At 63.1% G+C, this 15,383-nt stretch carries 15 protein-coding genes, 1 tRNA gene, 1 other RNA gene and 1 pseudogene; 4 read left to right on the forward strand and 14 right to left on the reverse strand.

Annotated elements, in window-relative coordinates:
* Positions 1–233: IS3 family transposase (locus tag A7D17_RS16555; protein ID WP_153041903.1), on the forward strand; the 233-nt coding region annotated here is incomplete at its 5' end.
* Between the two features lie 627 nt (positions 234–860).
* Here the strand turns inward: A7D17_RS16555 and A7D17_RS16560 are convergent.
* The 9 genes from A7D17_RS16560 to pcnB all read right to left on the reverse strand — a co-directional run bounded on the left by A7D17_RS16560 (position 861) and on the right by pcnB (position 7,884).
* Positions 861–1,487: an ATPase gene (locus tag A7D17_RS16560; protein WP_064510096.1), complete on the reverse strand. Its 627-nt coding sequence runs from the start codon at positions 1,485–1,487 to the stop codon at positions 861–863.
* A 3-nt stretch (positions 1,488–1,490) separates the two neighbouring features.
* Positions 1,491–1,835, reverse strand: coding sequence for a type II toxin-antitoxin system prevent-host-death family antitoxin (locus A7D17_RS16565; protein ID WP_064510097.1), 345 nt, complete (start codon positions 1,833–1,835; stop codon positions 1,491–1,493).
* Between the two features lie 109 nt (positions 1,836–1,944).
* A non-coding RNA gene (locus tag A7D17_RS16570) (sX9 sRNA) lies at positions 1,945–2,018 on the reverse strand.
* Between the two features lie 247 nt (positions 2,019–2,265).
* Positions 2,266–3,780 carry a glucose-6-phosphate isomerase gene (gene pgi / locus A7D17_RS16575; protein ID WP_064510098.1) on the reverse strand — a complete coding sequence of 505 codons (1,515 nt, stop codon included), beginning with the start codon at positions 3,778–3,780 and terminating at the stop codon, positions 2,266–2,268.
* A complete protein-coding gene (panD, locus tag A7D17_RS16580; RefSeq protein WP_003481969.1) occupies positions 3,777–4,157 on the reverse strand; it encodes an aspartate 1-decarboxylase in 381 nt (126 codons plus the stop codon). The genes pgi and panD overlap by 4 nt, the downstream gene beginning before the upstream one ends.
* A 180-nt stretch (positions 4,158–4,337) precedes the next feature.
* A complete protein-coding gene (gene panC, locus A7D17_RS16585) occupies positions 4,338–5,180 on the reverse strand; it encodes a pantoate--beta-alanine ligase (protein WP_064510099.1) in 843 nt (280 codons plus the stop codon).
* Positions 5,177–5,992, reverse strand: coding sequence for a 3-methyl-2-oxobutanoate hydroxymethyltransferase (gene panB / locus A7D17_RS16590; protein ID WP_064510100.1), 816 nt, complete (start codon positions 5,990–5,992; stop codon positions 5,177–5,179). The genes panC and panB overlap by 4 nt, the downstream gene beginning before the upstream one ends.
* A gap of 35 nt (positions 5,993–6,027) precedes the next feature.
* A complete protein-coding gene (folK, locus tag A7D17_RS16595; RefSeq protein WP_064510101.1) occupies positions 6,028–6,513 on the reverse strand; it encodes a 2-amino-4-hydroxy-6-hydroxymethyldihydropteridine diphosphokinase in 486 nt (161 codons plus the stop codon).
* A 3-nt stretch (positions 6,514–6,516) separates the two neighbouring features.
* Complete coding sequence (pcnB, locus tag A7D17_RS16600) at positions 6,517–7,884, reverse strand: polynucleotide adenylyltransferase PcnB (protein WP_064510102.1); 1,368 nt, start codon at positions 7,882–7,884, stop codon at positions 6,517–6,519.
* Positions 7,885–7,933: 49 nt separating this feature from the next.
* Between pcnB and A7D17_RS16605 the strand changes: the two genes are divergently transcribed.
* Positions 7,934–8,008: transfer RNA gene (locus A7D17_RS16605), tRNA-Glu, on the forward strand.
* A 424-nt stretch (positions 8,009–8,432) separates the two neighbouring features.
* On the opposite strand, the gene folE2 is transcribed toward A7D17_RS16605, so the two are convergent.
* Together folE2 and A7D17_RS16615 are read right to left on the reverse strand one after the other, a co-directional pair.
* On the reverse strand, positions 8,433–9,356 hold the full coding sequence (gene folE2 / locus A7D17_RS16610) for a GTP cyclohydrolase FolE2 (protein WP_064510103.1): 924 nt from the start codon (positions 9,354–9,356) through the stop codon (positions 8,433–8,435).
* Positions 9,357–9,392: 36 nt separating this feature from the next.
* A complete protein-coding gene (locus tag A7D17_RS16615; RefSeq protein WP_064510104.1) occupies positions 9,393–10,544 on the reverse strand; it encodes an N-acetylmuramoyl-L-alanine amidase in 1,152 nt (383 codons plus the stop codon).
* Positions 10,545–10,763: 219 nt separating this feature from the next.
* On the opposite strand from A7D17_RS16615, the gene A7D17_RS16620 reads away from it, so the two are divergent.
* Together A7D17_RS16620 and A7D17_RS23165 are read left to right on the forward strand one after the other, a co-directional pair.
* The gene (locus tag A7D17_RS16620) at positions 10,764–10,988 is read left to right on the forward strand and encodes a hypothetical protein (protein WP_064510105.1); all 225 of its coding nucleotides are present in this window, start codon (positions 10,764–10,766) and stop codon (positions 10,986–10,988) included.
* 374 nt (positions 10,989–11,362) lie between these two features.
* Complete coding sequence (locus A7D17_RS23165; protein WP_082862091.1) at positions 11,363–11,830, forward strand: hypothetical protein; 468 nt, start codon at positions 11,363–11,365, stop codon at positions 11,828–11,830.
* Here the strand turns inward: A7D17_RS23165 and A7D17_RS16625 are convergent.
* The 3 genes and pseudogenes from A7D17_RS16625 to A7D17_RS23170 form a co-directional block, all read right to left on the reverse strand.
* The gene (locus A7D17_RS16625; protein WP_064510106.1) at positions 11,769–13,319 is read right to left on the reverse strand and encodes an MASE1 domain-containing protein; all 1,551 of its coding nucleotides are present in this window, start codon (positions 13,317–13,319) and stop codon (positions 11,769–11,771) included. The genes A7D17_RS23165 and A7D17_RS16625 overlap by 62 nt on opposite strands.
* Before the next feature lie 405 nt (positions 13,320–13,724).
* A complete protein-coding gene (locus tag A7D17_RS16630; protein WP_064510107.1) occupies positions 13,725–15,152 on the reverse strand; it encodes a sugar porter family MFS transporter in 1,428 nt (475 codons plus the stop codon).
* An 85-nt stretch (positions 15,153–15,237) separates the two neighbouring features.
* A pseudogene (locus A7D17_RS23170) lies at positions 15,238–15,383 on the reverse strand (xylose isomerase); the annotation flags it as partial.

Genomic DNA, 15,383 nt, shown 5'->3' on the forward strand with positions numbered 1-15,383 from the left:
TGTGCAGCATGAGTCGGCGTGGCAACTGCCACGACAACGCACCCGTGGAGAGCTTCTTCGGCCTGCTCAAACGCGAGCGGATCAGGCGGCGGATCTACCCGACCAGGGACGCCGCACGCGCCGAGGTGTTCGATTATATCGAGATGTTCTACAACCCAAAACGCCGCCACGGTTCAACTGGCGACCTGTCGCCTGTAGAGTTCGAACGGCGCTACGCGCAACGAGGGTCTTGAGTGTCTACGGAACCCTGGGCGTATCAATTCGCTCTGTTTTTTGATCCATCCGACTGTCTCATTCCATCCAGACACAAGATGAAAAAGCAGCCACGGATCTAAGTGGTAGAGGCGTCTAGATACAGTCAAAAGCTGAGTGAGTCGAGGGCACGGTGCCCTTACCGCTCGCGGGACACGCCGTGAATCCGTCCGTGGAGGCTCGGTGGCGGCATCCATGCCGCAACACGGTCCCGCAAGCGGTAAGGACACCGCACCAGAAAGTTAGTCGGTTGCTTCTTTGAAAGCTTATTGGTGGCTCGGCTTGCGTTGGAAAGCTAACCGAAACCACGGTTATCCAAACAACATACATCGCGCATTGATTGCACCATGCGGACCGACATTCCTGACTGGTCCTTGCCCGCCCACCGTCGCGGGACCTTACGCGGCATGGATGCCGCGTAAGAGCCTCCAGGGACGGATTCACGGCGTGTCCCGCGAGGGTGGGCGGGCAAGGGCCCTGCAGCCAGGCAGCAGATCAACCGGCCTGCGGTAGACCGGTGTGAAGTAGTTTTACTCGCCATTCTTATGTTCAACGCATGCGTTGCGAATCAGGCAGGGAACTCGCGCAGCCGCACCCGGATGCACGCTTCAAGACACGCGGCGCGTTTCCAGTGCTGCCATCACGATGGGCTTGGCCCATTCCGGCACCTTTGCCAGCTCTGCGGGCGTCTGCGGGTAATGCAGACCGCCCTGATCCAGTTCCAGTACCAGTAGCGGCTCGGCCTGCCTCGATGCATCGGCAGCCGCGCTGTTGTCGTAGACGTGCAGCACCGACAGATGCGGCAGCAAGGCGATCAGATTGGCGCGCGAGGCATCGAAGCGCTCGCGGATCCTGTGCTCGGCGATCGCATGGCCACCAGCGGCGACCCGCGCTGCAACGCGTTCGATGTGCAGCTCCACCGTCGACAGACCGCAGAACCAGATCGCCACCGTGTGCTGCGCGCAGGCCTCGCGCAGAAGGCGCGGAATGGTGTTCGCGCCCAACGTGGTTTCAAAGGCGTAATCGCTGCCATCGGCCATCGCCTGGCGCAGCCGTCGTACGCCCTCCTGCCAGGCCTGCGCATTGGCATCTTCCAGTGTCCAGCCCTGCTCCACCAGCGCTCTGGTGAATGCATCCGGGTTGAACCAGCTGGCGCCGTCTTCCTGCAGCAAGCTGCCCAGCAACGAGCTCTTGCCGGCGCCGTTGACGCCCGCCAGTACCAGGATGTTTCCCATCGATCAGAGCGACGGGCCCAAGGCGACCTTGCGGCCACGGCGTGCGGGCTTGGCGATCCCCTTGGCCAGCACTGCGCCATCGGTGACCGCGGCAAGATGCGCGTCGAATCTGGCCTGCAAGGCCTGCAGCGACTGCGCGCGCGTGGTCGCCCCGGCAAGCGCGCTGGCCTGCTGCACCAGCTGCCGGTATTCCTCGGCATCCACCACCACCGCTTCGGGGTGATTGTGATTGGTGATGACGACCGCGCCGTGGGTGCGCACCTTGCGCATCAGGCTGGGCCAGCCCTTGATCTTGATATCGGCCGCTGGCGCTCTTTCGAGCTCGGGCAAATCCTGATGACGGGACATGGGGCGGTCCTGCGAGGTGAGTGGTCTCAGGCTACGCCAAAATACCCATTTTGGGAAATTTGTCCATTTTGAACTCATTCCGCAAGAAGCCAGCCAAATGGCAAGGGTTAGCCAACAAAACGTAACGTGCGGCCGTCAGGCGGGTACGGGCGGTGCGCTTAGAGCCGGATACGAGTGGTACATGAGGATCCCAAGCACCAGCGGCGCCCGTCTATCGGCCGCGCAGTCGTCTTATTCGCGACTCTAAACCGTAGCTGGCAGTCATCAAGGGGCTACGGAATACGCCTTAAAACCGAATCGGACGCGTGGCACACGTCTTACCAAGCATCGGCTGCACCCACCTGGCGGCGAACACAGTGGTGTGTGGGTCGCTCCAAACTGAGACGGGGCCTGTAGGCCCCGTCGCTTGACGCTACCACCATGCGGCCGCTCAGCCGCGCAACTTGTCCAGCAGCTCGCGCGTCACCGGATCGGCGACCTCGGCAGACTCGCCCTTGAGTGCCGGCAGCAGCTGACTGGCCAACTGCTTGCCCAGTTCGACGCCGAACTGATCGAACGCATTGATGCCCCACATCACCGACTGCACATACACGCTGTGCTCGTACATCGAGATCAGCGCACCCAACGCCTGCGGGGTCAGCGCGTCGAGCAGGATCACCGTACTCGGGCGGCCGCCTGGATAGCTGCGATGCGGGTCGCTGCTGTCCTGGCCATTGGCCAGCGCCTCGGTCTGCGCCAGCACGTTGGCCATCAGCGCGACATGGTTTTCCGCGTACGGGTCGTCGTTGTGCACGGTGCCGATGAAATCCGCCGGCACCACGCTGGTGCCCTGGTGCAGCGCCTGGAAGAAGCTGTGCTGCACATCGGTACCCGCACCGCCCCACCACACCGCCACGGTGTCGCTATCCACCGCCGAGCCGTCGAGCTTGACCCGCTTGCCCAGGCTCTCCATCACCAGTTGCTGCAGATACGCTGGCAACAAGGCCAGGCGCTGGTCGTAGGTCATCACCGCATGCGTGGCGCTGCCGAGCAGGTTGCGGTTCCACACCGCCGTTAGGCCATGCAGTACCGCGACGTTCTCTTCCAGCGGCGTATTGAGCGCATGCGCGTCGAACTGCGCGGCCCCTTCCAGCAACTGCTGGAAACGTTCGAAGCCGATCGCCAGCGCAATCGGGAAACCGACCGCCGACCACAACGAATAGCGCCCGCCGACCCAATCCCACATCGGCAGCACGCGGCTCGGTGCGATGTCGAAGGCCTTGGCGGCACGTTCGGGGTTGGCGCTCACTGCGTACAGGCGCTCGCTGCCGCCGAGCCAGGCATGCAGGATGCCGCCGTTGAGCAGGGTTTCCTGGGTGCCGAAGGTCTTGGAAATCAGGATGCCGGCGGTGCGCGCCGGATCCAGCGTCGCCAAGGTGCGCTGCATGGCGGCGCCATCGACATTGGAGACGAAGTGCACGCGGAACCGCGCGCCGCTCACCGGACGCAATGCATCGGCCACCAGACGCGGGCCCAGGTCCGACCCACCGATGCCGACACTGACGATATCGGTGACGTCGGTGGCTTCCAGCTGCTGGATCAACGCGCCCATCCGCTGCCGCACTTCTGCAGCAGTGGCATACGCCTCCGAGGCCACCGGCGCGTCGGTCAGATCGCCACGCAACGCGGTGTGCAGCGCAGCGCGTTGTTCAGTGACATTGACCTGCTCGCCACGAAACAGACGCTGGAATGCACCGGCCAGATCGCGCTCGCGCGCAACGGCGAACAAGGCATCCAGCGCGACGCGGTCGTACTTCTGCCGCGCGAAATTGAAATACAACGGACCGACTTGCCTGGCGTACTGCGTGGGCCGCTGCGGCTCGGCGGCAAGCAATGCGGGGATGGCAGCGCCGCGCAGGCGTTGGGCGTGGGCGTGAAGCGCGTCGAATCCGTTGGTCTGTGTCATGCGGCCTGCGTGGGGATGCTGTGGTTGGTGTGGGAAATCGCGTTGTGCGCGTTCACATATACCAGATTGGGCTTGAAGGTCTTGGCTTCGTCTTCGCTCATGCTGGCAAACGCCGCCACAATGATCAGATCGCCCACCTGCACGTGACGTGCAGCACCGCCGTTGAGCGACATGATGCCGCTGCCGTCTTCGGCACGGATGGCATAGGTGCTGAAGCGCGCACCGTTGGTCACGTCCCAGATATGGACCTGTTCGAACTCACGGATGCCGGTCGCTTCCAGCAGCAGGCCGTCGATGGCGATCGAGCCTTCGTAGTTGAGCTCGGAATGGGTGACGGTGGCGCGGTGGATCTTGGCTTTCAGCAGGGACAGATGCATGGACGCAGGCAACGACAAAAGGAAAGCCGGCATTTTAGCGGAAAGCGCTCGCGCCCACCGGTTTGCGCTGCAGGCGGTCGTGAGGGCTTCAGGCCCGCGCCAAGGCGACGGCCTGACCTCTCCCAGACCCGGTCACCGACACCGGCCACCACGCCGGCTGCTGGCGCACGCTCGGCCGGCTCAGAATTCCAGGTTGTCGATCAGGCGGGTGCCGCCCAGCCGTGCGGCGATCAGCGCCACGCGTGCACCAGCGGTGGCTTCGCCCGGCTCGCTCAGGTCCGGCAGCCGCACCACCGCGTAATCGACCTGAAATCCGGCCTGCTGCAGCGCGCCGGTGGCGGCCTGTTCGACCTGCGCACGCGGCGTGCCGGCCGCGTAGCTGTCACGCATCTGCAGCAGCACCTTGCGGATCTGCGCGGCAGCCGGGCGATCGTCGGCCGACAGATACTGGTTGCGCGAGCTCATCGCCAGACCGTCGGCCTCGCGCACGATGCTGCCGCCCAGGATCTCGATCGGAAACGCCAGGTCGGCCACCATCTGCCGGATCACTGCCAGCTGCTGGTAATCCTTCTTGCCAAACGCCGCCACGTCCGGCTGCACCTGGTTGAACAGGCGCGCCACCACGGTGCAGACACCGTCGAAATGGCCTGGGCGGCACACGCCTTCAAGCACGTCGCTGACGCCCGGCGCATGGATCGGCGTGGCCAGCGCGGTACCGAGCGGGTACATCGTGTCCACGTCCGGCAGCCACAGCGCATCGCAGCCGGCATCTTCCAGGCCGCGCAGATCGGCCTCTGGCGTGCGCGGGTAGCGGGCGAAGTCTTCGTTTGGCCCGAACTGGGTCGGGTTGACGAACACGCTGGACACCACGCGGTCGGCGTACTGGCGTGCCAGCATCACCAACGAGTAATGGCCAGCATGCAGATTGCCCATGGTGGGCACCAGCGCCACGCGCAGGCCTTCGCGCTTCCAGCCGGTGACCAGGGCGCGCAGGGCGGAAAGATCGGTAATGGTCTGGATCATGCGGCGTACGCGTGCTCTGCATCGGGAAAACTGCCATCGCGCACGGCCTGCGCATAGGCACGCACCGCGCCAGCCACCGAGCCGCCCTCGGCCAGGAAATCCTTGACGAACTTGGGACGGCGATGGCCGCTGTCCAGGCCCAGCATGTCGTGCATCACCAGCACCTGGCCATCGCAGCCGGGGCCGGCGCCGATGCCGATGGTCGGCACCTGCAGCTCGGCGCTGATCTGCGCGGCGATCGGCGTCGGCACGCATTCCAGCACCACCAGGCTGGCACCGGCGTCGACCACCGCCTGCGCATCGCGGCGCAGTTGCTCGCCGGCTTCGCCGCGGCCCTGCACCTTGTAGCCGCCGAAACGCAATACCGACTGCGGCGTCAGCCCCAGGTGCGAACACACCGGGATCTCGCGCTCGACCAGGTAGCGGATCACCTCGAGCTTGTGCCCGGCGCCTTCGATCTTGACCATCTCCGCACCGGCCTGCAGCAGCTGGGTGGCGGCATCGAGCGCACGCTCGGGGGTGGCATCGGCCTGGAACGACAGGTCGGCCACCAGCAACGCGCGTTCCAGCACGCGTGCCACCGCGGCGGTGTGGTAGACCATGTCGGCGGTGGTCACCGGCAAGGTGGAATCGTGCCCCTGCACCACCATGCCCAGCGAGTCGCCGACCAGGATCAGGTCCACGCCGTTGGCGTCGAAGCTGCGCGCAAAGCCGGCGTCGTAGGCGGTCAACATGACCAGTTTTCGACCCGCCCGCTTGGCCTCGGCCAGGGCGGGCACGGTCCAGGGCTTGCTGTCGCTATGGCTGCTCATGAAGTCATTACGTGGGGTGATGAGCCGGCCATTATCTACCCAATCGGCTCCAGCCCGCAGGCATCGATGGTTTGCAGGGCGTGCCGCACTGTTCCATGACCCGGAATGATCGCCTCCGGCGCCAGCTCGGACAGCGGCAGCAGCGCAAAGGCGCGCACATGCAGATGCGGATGCGGCACCTGCAGCCGCGGCAGATCCAGCACTTGGTCGGCGTACAGCAGTAGATCCAGATCCAGCGTGCGCGGGCCCCAGCGCTCGCCGGCCAGACGTTCGCGCCCAAAGGCCCGTTCGATGCCAAGCAGCGCATCCAGCAGCGCCAGCGGGGCAAGCCCGGTCTGCAGCTGGGCTACGGCGTTGATGAAATCGGGTTGGTCTTCGCGCCCCCAGGCTGGGGTCCGATACAGGCGCGAGGCCGCTACCAGCGTGGACTGCGGCACGGCCTCCAGCGCGGTGATGGCCGCACGGACACTGGCCTCGGCCGGGCCCAGGTTGGCACCCAGGCCGACAAAGGCGGTCTGCATGCCCTACTCGCCTGCTGGTGCGCCGGTGCGACGGCGGCGACGGCGACGCTTGCGCGGCGCGCCGTCCTCGCCCTCGTGGTCGGCCTGCGCCGATTCGATGGCATCCACCAGCTCCTGGCCGGAGGACTTCTGCGCCTCGCGCCAGAACTCGACATCGGCCGCATGGTCGGCCGACGCGAACTGGCGCAGCACCAGGAAATCAAAAGCGGCACGGAAGCGCGGATGCGACAAGGTGCGGAACACGCGCTTGCGCTGACGCGAGGAGAAGCGTGTCTGCAGCAGCCAGATCTCCTGCATCGGCAGCGAAAAACGGCGCGGCAATGCCACCCGTTCCAGCTGGTGCAAGGTGACGCGGTCGGCGGCACGGCGCTGCGCATCCTCCGGCTGCACGCCCTGCGCCTGCAAGCCCATCAGGGTGCGGCAGAACGCCGGCCACAGCAGCAGCGCGAACAGGAACGCCGGGGACACCGGTTCGTCGTTGGCAACGCGCGCATCGGTATTGCGCAGGCCTTCCAGCACCATCGCACGCAGCGCACCGCTGCGATTGGACTTCAGGGCTGCCGCGCTTTCCGGGAACAGCGCACCGAGCAGGCCGTAACGCTCCAAGCCTTCAAAACTGGCCACGCCGTGTCCGGACAGAAACAGCTTGAGAATTTCCTCGAACAGACGCGCCGGCGCTGCCTCGGACAACAGCCCGGCCAGGCGCGGGATCGGTTCGGCGCTGCCGGCTTCGATCTCGAAGTTGAGCTTGGCCGCCAGCCGTACCGCGCGCAGCATGCGCACCGGATCTTCCTGGTAGCGCAGCTCCGGGTCGCCGATCAGCTTCATCAACCGCGCCTGCACGTCTTCGAAGCCGCCGCAGTAATCGCGCACCGAAAAATCCTCGATGGCGTAGTACAGCGCGTTGCAGGTGAAGTCGCGACGGATCGCGTCGTCTTCGATGGTGCCGTAGACGTTGTCGCGCACCAGCCGGCCGTTATCCAGTTCGCGGTCGCCGCTGCCGTCGTCGACGTTGGCGCGGAAGGTGGCCACTTCGATGATCTCGCGGCCGAACACCACGTGCGCCAGCCGAAAACGGCGGCCGATCAGGCGGCAATTGCGGAACAGCGCCTTGACCTCTTCCGGCGTCGCACTGGTGGCCACGTCGAAATCCTTCGGGTGGCCGCCGACCAGCAGGTCGCGAACCGCGCCGCCGACGAGGTAGGCGCCAAAGCCCGATTCGCGCAGGCGGTACAACACGCGTAGCGCGTTGGGGCTGATGTCCTTGCGCGAGATGGTGTGCTGATCGCGTGGGATGACGCGCAGCGTGAACGGGGATGTAACTGAGGGTTCGATGATGGCGCTTCCGTCTTGTGTTGCAGGATTGCCCAACGGCTATTACCTCACTATACTAGCGCGCTGCACAAGACGCGACAAAAACGCTCCCTTCGTCTAATGGTTAGGACGTGGCCCTCTCAAGGCTAAAACAGGGGTTCGAGTCCCCTAGGGAGCACCACGTTCGTCCTGCCGCAGACCACGCCAAGACCCCGCATTGCGGGGTTTTTGCGTTGTGGGCTGCGCATTTCCGGGCGATCCGGACCTGAGCCTTCATTGGACCGCCACCGCGCGGTACTGAAGCGAATCAACGCTTTGGCCTTTTGTCGGCAAATCCTGCCCCGCCCCATCGGTCGAGATCGGTTGCCATTACCAGGCTGGCTGCCGCGCAAGTGCCCCACGGACCTGCGCCACGCCACGCCAGCCCGGTGCGTGCAGCCAGCAGCACCGATCACATCAAGCACTGTGTGCCGAAGCACCGGTAGCAGCGACGCAACCTGCGCTGCGCGGCTCGTGCATGCCGCTGCACCGGGCGGTGTACCTGCGACTGCGTTTACCCGCTGCGCACACAAGACGCCGCGGACTCTGCAGTACATGCTCGCTGCTCATCTGGCGAATGAGTGCACGCCACTTACGTCGCTATCGGTTTCGGCGATCGCATCGTGGGCGTGCAGGCTTTCGAGATGGCGTACCGCCACATGAAATGCCGTGTAGCGCTCGGCAAGCGCCTGACGCAGGCGCCGTGCCGCATCTTCGACGTACATCAGGTTGGCGCCATTCAAACGGGCGAAGGCCTGCTCATCGATGCGCCGCACCGCCGCCTGCACTGGGGTGGCCAGTGCGCGCTCGCACACGCCGATCAGCTCGCGAATCTCCAGACGCTGCTGGCGGGCAAGCAGGTCCACCCGCACCTGCGCGATGCTGCGCTGGCTGTGCGGTGTGGCGTGCGAGCCATTGACCCGCAGCCATTGCGCCACGTCTTCTCGCTCTAGCGTCTGGCGTCCAGCATGCTGCTGCAGGAAGGCATCGCTCAGCAATTGCCGCGACAAGGCGGCCGAACATGGGCAGGTAGAGGCGTACAGCACATCGATCTGCAACTGCAGATGGCATTGCCCTGCCCTGCACTGCGCCTCCAGGCGCACCGGGTACGCGCGCCACCCGGCCAAGCCTTCGCTCAACAGGGCCGGGGTCCGCAGCATCACCTCAAACGCCAGCGAGACCCGCGCGGCACGACTGCCGCAATCGGCATGGCTGTCGATCAAGGCCTGCAGCAACTGCGACACCATCGCCGGCGAGATCGGCTGTTCCAGATGCCGGTCCAGCAAGCGGTACAACCGCGACATATGGATGCCCTTCAATTCGGGCCGCGGCAGATCCACCTGCACGCTGGCGCGCGCGCCCACGGTTGCACCGGGCTCGGCTTCGTCCAGGCGCACAGGAATGGCAATGTCGTGCATGCCCACCCAACGCAACGGTGCGCTCAACGTGGGCAGTTCGGTAACGGCAACATCGGGAAGGGTGACGGACATCGATCGCTCGGAGAAAGGGAAGATGGCGATCGCGCCTCAGGCGCGACCGGGGAAGGCCTGGAAGTAATCGTCGATGCCCGCATGCAGCGTCTGCGCCAGCTCGTCCTGATGGGTATCGCCGCAGAGCCTGTTGCAATCGTCGCGATTGCTCATGAAGCCGGTTTCCACCAGCAACGACGGAATATCCGGCGACTTCAGCACCGCAAAGCCGGCCTGCCCCACCTGATCCTGGTGCAGGCGCGTCACCTGCTGCAGGCGGCCCAGCATCAGCTTGCCGAACTGCAGGCTGCTGGCGATGGTGCCGCTCAGCGACAGGTCGGCCAGCACCTGCGACAGCACCGGATTGCTGGGCACGCGTAGGCGGCGCGTGCTGTCGCCCATGTCGTCGGCGGCGTTTTCGCTGTCGGCAATCCAGCGGGCCAGTGCCGAGCTGGCCCCGTTCTCGGACAAGGCGAATACCGAGGCACCACGCGCCTGGCTGTTGGGCGCGGCATCGGCATGGATGGACACGAACAGATCGGCATTGTGGCGATGGGCGATCAGCACCCGCTCGTGCAGCGGCACGAAGCGGTCGTCGCTGCGAATCATGGTCGGCCGGTAGCGCGGATCGGACGCCAGACACTGGTGCAGCCGCCCGGCCACCGCCATGGCGACATGTTTCTCGTAGCGGGCATCCGCGCTGACCGCACCGGGATCCTTGCCGCCGTGGCCGGCATCGATGGCGATCACGTACGGATGCAGGCGCGAGCGTGTGAACCCAGCCGCCGCCGCTGCCGGCACTGCCTCTGACAACGAGGCAGTGCCGGAAGCGGCAGCAAGATCGAATACCAGCACGTTGTCCTCCCAGCGCGCCGTGGCAGTCAGCGGCTGCAACAGATCGAGCACCACGCGCAGCCCATCAGCATGCGGGCCGCTACGGATGGCGGCGACGGCGAGACCTTCGGGCAATGGATCCAACTGCGGCGGCTGTGCCGAAATGCCCGACAGGTCGATCACCAGGCGCGACGGATCGGACAAGCTGAAACTGCGGTAGGCGACCTGCGTACTCAATGCGAGGCGAAGTCGCAGCCCCCCATCCTGACGCTGCAGGTTGCAGTTGCGCAGCCGCGGCAGCGACTGCGCATGGACCAGGCTCGGCGACAGCAGCAAAGCTGCGCCGGCGGTGCGCAGTACCTGTCGCCGCCTCATCGGGCCGATCCCGAGGAATCGACGCGCCCAGCGCGCCACTTGGAGCACGGAAGGTTCGGCATGGTGACCAGGCAAACGACACTCTGCGGCAAAGAACGCGACACGACGCGACCGGACGGACGATGGATGAAGTGTTATAAAGTAACACTTGTTGCGTAAAATCAAGCCCGCCGCGCCCCGTCACCGCCCTCACGTTCACGTTCACCCAAGAGCACCACGATGTCCCCCGCCATCCCCGACAGCTATACCGCCTGGCGCCACTGCATCGAAACCGACTGCGCCCAGCCACTGACCGCGCCTTTCATCGTCCAACGGCTCGCCAGCCTGCGCGATCTCGGCGACCACCACACCCAGCAATTCCTGCGTCGTTGGGGACCGGTGCATCACCAGCAGGTGATTGGGTGGTTTGAGCGTGCTCTGCAGAATTTGGGAGCAACACGTTAAGTCGCTGGGTTATGGCGTTCAAAAACCTTGTCAAGATTTGTATCCCTAGCGAACTGGGCAAGACAACAGATCTAACGCTCGGCGACTCTTAATTTCCGACGCGCAGACGAACGCGACCTTTCGCTGAGACCAATGCTCGCAGCAGGCAAGCTGTCAAATAACTGACTCTGCATATCCTCTTGGGCACTGCAGTCGATAAGAGATTGGGAGGAGATAAAGGCTGAGTCAGTCCTGCCTAAATGTCGAAAGTGCGCGAGACAGAGTGACTGTCAGCAATTTTTGTGTGATCGCCCACACCCGTCCGCTTTATGGACGTAACGTAGGCGAGCCTGAATCGCAGGCAGAATCGCCCCTAGCAGGGGAAGGCGACAATCATGGATATGAAAGCGAACGCACTGAAAGCCGTATGCGTGCTGGCGGGATTTTTGATTTTAGGCGAAGCGTCGGCACAAGTATGCTGCCCCAACGGTGGCTCGGGAGTGCGAGCGACGGGACTCGGTGACAGCCATCCGATTGCCACTAACCTCGCATTGGATGCTGCGTGGTCAATTTACGAATTCCAACGCGATGGGGTGACCTACCTGCAGATCAACGACATTGCAGGCACAGTGCGGGCAGTGGTGGCACGCGTCGACAATGCGCTCTGGGTAGTACCGATGGGCAAGGATGTAGACCGCGTTTCAATACCAACCACCAATTCCATTTGGGCCAACACAGCTCCTTCGGTCGCTAACACAGCAACAAGCTACGGAGCTCGCATGGTTTATCGGACTGCAAACTTCACTGTGCACGTCGAGTCGCAAGCCAACGGGGAACACTGGAAGGTCTCTCCTTCGAAATAAGGGCAGACGTCTCCGCGACGAGGAAGGTCAGCACTAGCGCATGGCGGCGACGGAACATGCCGCCATGCGACTTTAATCTGGCACGAAACTCCGCCTCCACCTCCGGCGAATCACGCCGCACAGACTCTACCAACGACGTGTCTGCAAACACGCGTATTGCAACACCTTGCCCGCCTCGGCCCCGCCATACACGGGCTTGGATAAAATGTTTATTTGCATGGGGCAGCAACTCGATCGCACTCAGCGTACAACGATAGGCAGCCAACTGAAGACCGAGTGAGAGCTGACGGCAGTCTCCCTGCAACAGGTATTCGAATTCTGTAGATTTGAAGCGCGCCAGTGCTGGCGAACGAAGCGACTTGAACAAACCGTGCGTTTCGATCTCTAGTGGATACAGGTTTGCCACATATTCTTGAAGTAATCGCGATTCAATCACTGCAACTCTTGTAATCTCCATTGCCGCCGCGTGGTGTCCACGCGCGCGCAAGTCTGCAACAATATCTTTACGCATTCGATTGATTTGCACATTGACATCAGAATACTCTACGACCTGACTGCGCAAAGTGCGCTCAGCGGCCAAATAGCTATCTTTCACAGTCTGCTGCGCCTCCGCCCTGATACGACGGATGGTATCGAAACGTTTCAAAGGAACAGTTAGCCGAGCACCGAAGATAAAAAGGCCAGTACTGACAAATACATGAAACAACTGAATCAAGAATAGATTTGGGTCGTAATACCCAATTTGATAGACCTTTGGAATACTAATGGCAAGCGCTACAATTGCCAACAATGTGCCCAGAGTAGTCCCTACTAGGCCATGACGTCGAGTTAGAAAAATTGCGGGCCCTATTAGGGCGATCATCAACGCGTTCTTTGGAAGCGGGGCATGCACGTAAGTAAGCATGTAAAACAACGCAACAATGACAATCACTGAAGCGCCAAGATCACGTGGCAAGTCAACCCTGATCGGCTGCGACTGCTTAGGCGACCGAAGCATCGTTGGAAGCAAGAACATCAGTATACCGAGATAGCCGCCGAGCCAGTAACGGAGCAGGAACTCCCAAAAATTTGTTGTAGGCGGGCCATCCAGCAATGCATTGACCACGATGCTCCACAGTGAATTACAAAAAGCAATGGCAATGCCAAAGGGAATCAACCAGCGAGATTGTTGAAAAAGCAGGCGTGCGTGATGCCGAGCTAACCATATAAAGTACGCGATCATCGGCGCATGCAAGAACGGGCTGAGATAGGCCCATAACACGCTGTAATCCTGGCGCTGAGCTATCGGAACGCGAAGCCAGAGCATGGCGGCGGCATCACCAATCAGCAAGAAAGGCCATTCACGATACGGCCGAAATAGCAACGTGACGACTCGTAAGCCGACAGGCAGATACCACTGATCAATAGAGAAGAACCAAAGCATCACAAACGTCAGTCCGTAGCACACGCTGATCAGCATGCCTCTGAGGACTTCCTTGGCTACCGCCATACCACCACTCCTTGGTTCCACGATGCGTCCTAGTCTGGAGGGAACTGCTCAGCGGAGTATAGCGATGGCGCACACATTGCGATAAGGACGTGTACGTTCTGGCGTGTAGCGCGTGCGTTTAACGACGCACATTGCACTTTGCTGGTGCATTAGCCCCATACATGGATGAACGCTGAGTTCGGTAGCTAACGATAGCCAATGCATCTGACGGTGCATCGGCTAAGAAAAACGCAAGCGCTCCATGCTGATGACGCAAACCAGACCGTGCTGCATGGTTCGGCTTGCTGATGCGGCTTATGCAAGCGTGCATAGCGGTTGGCTATAAGGAATCATCCCAACAAAAAAAAGCCGCGCATTGCGCGGCCTTCTTCGTTTTCCATGCCGATATCGGCACAACAGACAAAATCAGCCCTCCATCTGCTCCAGTTCCTTGCCCTTGGTCTCGTAGACGTACTTGAGCACAAAGAACACCGAGATGAAGGCGGCAACCGTATAGATGCCATAGGCGCCGGCCAGGCCAATGCTGCCTAGCAGGATCGGGAAGCTGACGGTGATGGCGAAGTTGGAGGTCCACTGCGCGGCGCCGGCAATGGCCAGGCCCGAACCGCGGATCTGGTTGGGGAACATCTCGCCCAACATCACCCACATCACCGGGCCCCACGAGGCATTGAAGAACACCACGTAGACGTTGGCGGCCACCAGCGCCAGCATGCCCATGGCATCGGACATGGCGAGCTTGCCGTTGGGGTCCAGCGAGGCGGTGGCGAAGGCGTAGGTGACCAGGGCCAGCGAGACTGCCATGCCGGCCGAGCCGATCCACAGCAACGGCTTGCGGCCGATCTTGTCCACCAGCATCACCGTGACCAGGCAGGCGCCGATGCTCAGGCCGCCGGAGAGTACGTTGATCAGCAGCGCGTCCTGCTCGGAGAAGCCGACCGCCTGCCACAACACCGCGCCGTAGTAGAACACCACGTTGATGCCGACCAGCTGCTGGAACACCGCCAGGCCAACGCCGATCCAGACGATCGGGCGCACCTTGCCGGTGGCCTTGCTGATGAGGTCGGAGAACTTGGGCTTGTGCTGGTCGGCCGACATCGAGGCGGAGATTTCCGCCAGCTTGGTCTGCGCGGCGGCATTGCCGTACAGACGCTTCAACACCACCAGCGCCTGCTCGCGGCGACCCTTGACTACCAGGTAGCGCGGGCTCTCGGGGATGACCAGCAGCAGCACCAGGAACAGAAGCGACGGGATGGCCTGCATCCAGAACATCCAGCGCCAGGCGGCCTGCCCGGCCCATAGCGGCTCGGTGGACGCACCGGCGGCGTTGGCCAGCAGGTAGTTACTCAGAAACGCGCAGAACAGCCCGCTGATGATGGCGATCTGCTGCATCGTGGCGAGCCGGCCGCGGTAGCGCGCGGAGGCGACCTCGGCGATGTAGGCCGGTGAGATGACGCTGGCCGCGCCGACGGCAAAGCCGCCCATCACGCGCGCGAAGATGAAGAAGCCGGAACTGTGCGAAGCACCGGCGCCGATGGCCGAGAGCAGGAACAGCGCCGCAGAAATGATCAGGACCGCGCGGCGGCCCCAGCGGTCGGCCAGGCGGCCGGCAAAGAAGGCGCCGATGGCGCAACCCAGCAGCATCGAGGCGACCTCGAACCCGGTCTCCGCAGCGCTGGAATTGAAGGTCTGCTTGAGCCCGTCGACGGTGCCGTTGATCACGCCACTGTCGAAGCCGAACAGAAAGCCGCCGATCGTGGCCACACAGCTGATCAGGATGATGAAACGGGTGTTCTCGCCGGCATCGGGGGCGCCGTCAATGGAGACACTGGACATGGGTTCACCTGGAGACATGCAAGGGAGCGGTCACGGGGGCGACCGCCATCGGCCGGCGACGCAGTGCGCCGCCGGCCACGGGACATCAACGCGTCAGATACTGGTTGATCAGGTTCTCGTAGGCTTCCTGGCGCCCGCTGATCTGCGTGGGTGCATTGCCGGCGGCGTAGCTGGCCAGGTCCGCCAGCGTGCTGGTGCCGTTGGCAAACGCCGCACCGGCGCCGCTGTCGA

Source organism: Xanthomonas floridensis, from assembly GCF_001642575.1.
GTDB lineage: Bacteria > Pseudomonadota > Gammaproteobacteria > Xanthomonadales > Xanthomonadaceae > Xanthomonas > Xanthomonas floridensis.

Coding starts and splice junctions, on each gene's coding strand:
- A7D17_RS16560 (WP_064510096.1), bottom strand. CDS start 1,487: ATGGGAAACATCCTGGTACTGGCGGGCGTCAACGGCGCCGGCAAGAGC.
- panB (WP_064510100.1), bottom strand. CDS start 5,992: ATGAGCAGCCATAGCGACAGCAAGCCCTGGACCGTGCCCGCCCTGGCC.
- folK (WP_064510101.1), bottom strand. CDS start 6,513: ATGCAGACCGCCTTTGTCGGCCTGGGTGCCAACCTGGGCCCGGCCGAG.
- pgi (WP_064510098.1), bottom strand. CDS start 3,780: ATGACACAGACCAACGGATTCGACGCGCTTCACGCCCACGCCCAACGC.
- A7D17_RS16630 (WP_064510107.1), bottom strand. CDS start 15,152: ATGTCCAGTGTCTCCATTGACGGCGCCCCCGATGCCGGCGAGAACACC.
- panD (WP_003481969.1), bottom strand. CDS start 4,157: ATGCATCTGTCCCTGCTGAAAGCCAAGATCCACCGCGCCACCGTCACC.
- A7D17_RS16620 (WP_064510105.1), top strand. CDS start 10,764: ATGTCCCCCGCCATCCCCGACAGCTATACCGCCTGGCGCCACTGCATC.
- A7D17_RS16625 (WP_064510106.1), bottom strand. CDS start 13,319: ATGGCGGTAGCCAAGGAAGTCCTCAGAGGCATGCTGATCAGCGTGTGC.
- panC (WP_064510099.1), bottom strand. CDS start 5,180: ATGATCCAGACCATTACCGATCTTTCCGCCCTGCGCGCCCTGGTCACC.
- folE2 (WP_064510103.1), bottom strand. CDS start 9,356: ATGTCCGTCACCCTTCCCGATGTTGCCGTTACCGAACTGCCCACGTTG.
- A7D17_RS16615 (WP_064510104.1), bottom strand. CDS start 10,544: ATGAGGCGGCGACAGGTACTGCGCACCGCCGGCGCAGCTTTGCTGCTG.
- A7D17_RS23165 (WP_082862091.1), top strand. CDS start 11,363: ATGGATATGAAAGCGAACGCACTGAAAGCCGTATGCGTGCTGGCGGGA.
- A7D17_RS16565 (WP_064510097.1), bottom strand. CDS start 1,835: ATGTCCCGTCATCAGGATTTGCCCGAGCTCGAAAGAGCGCCAGCGGCC.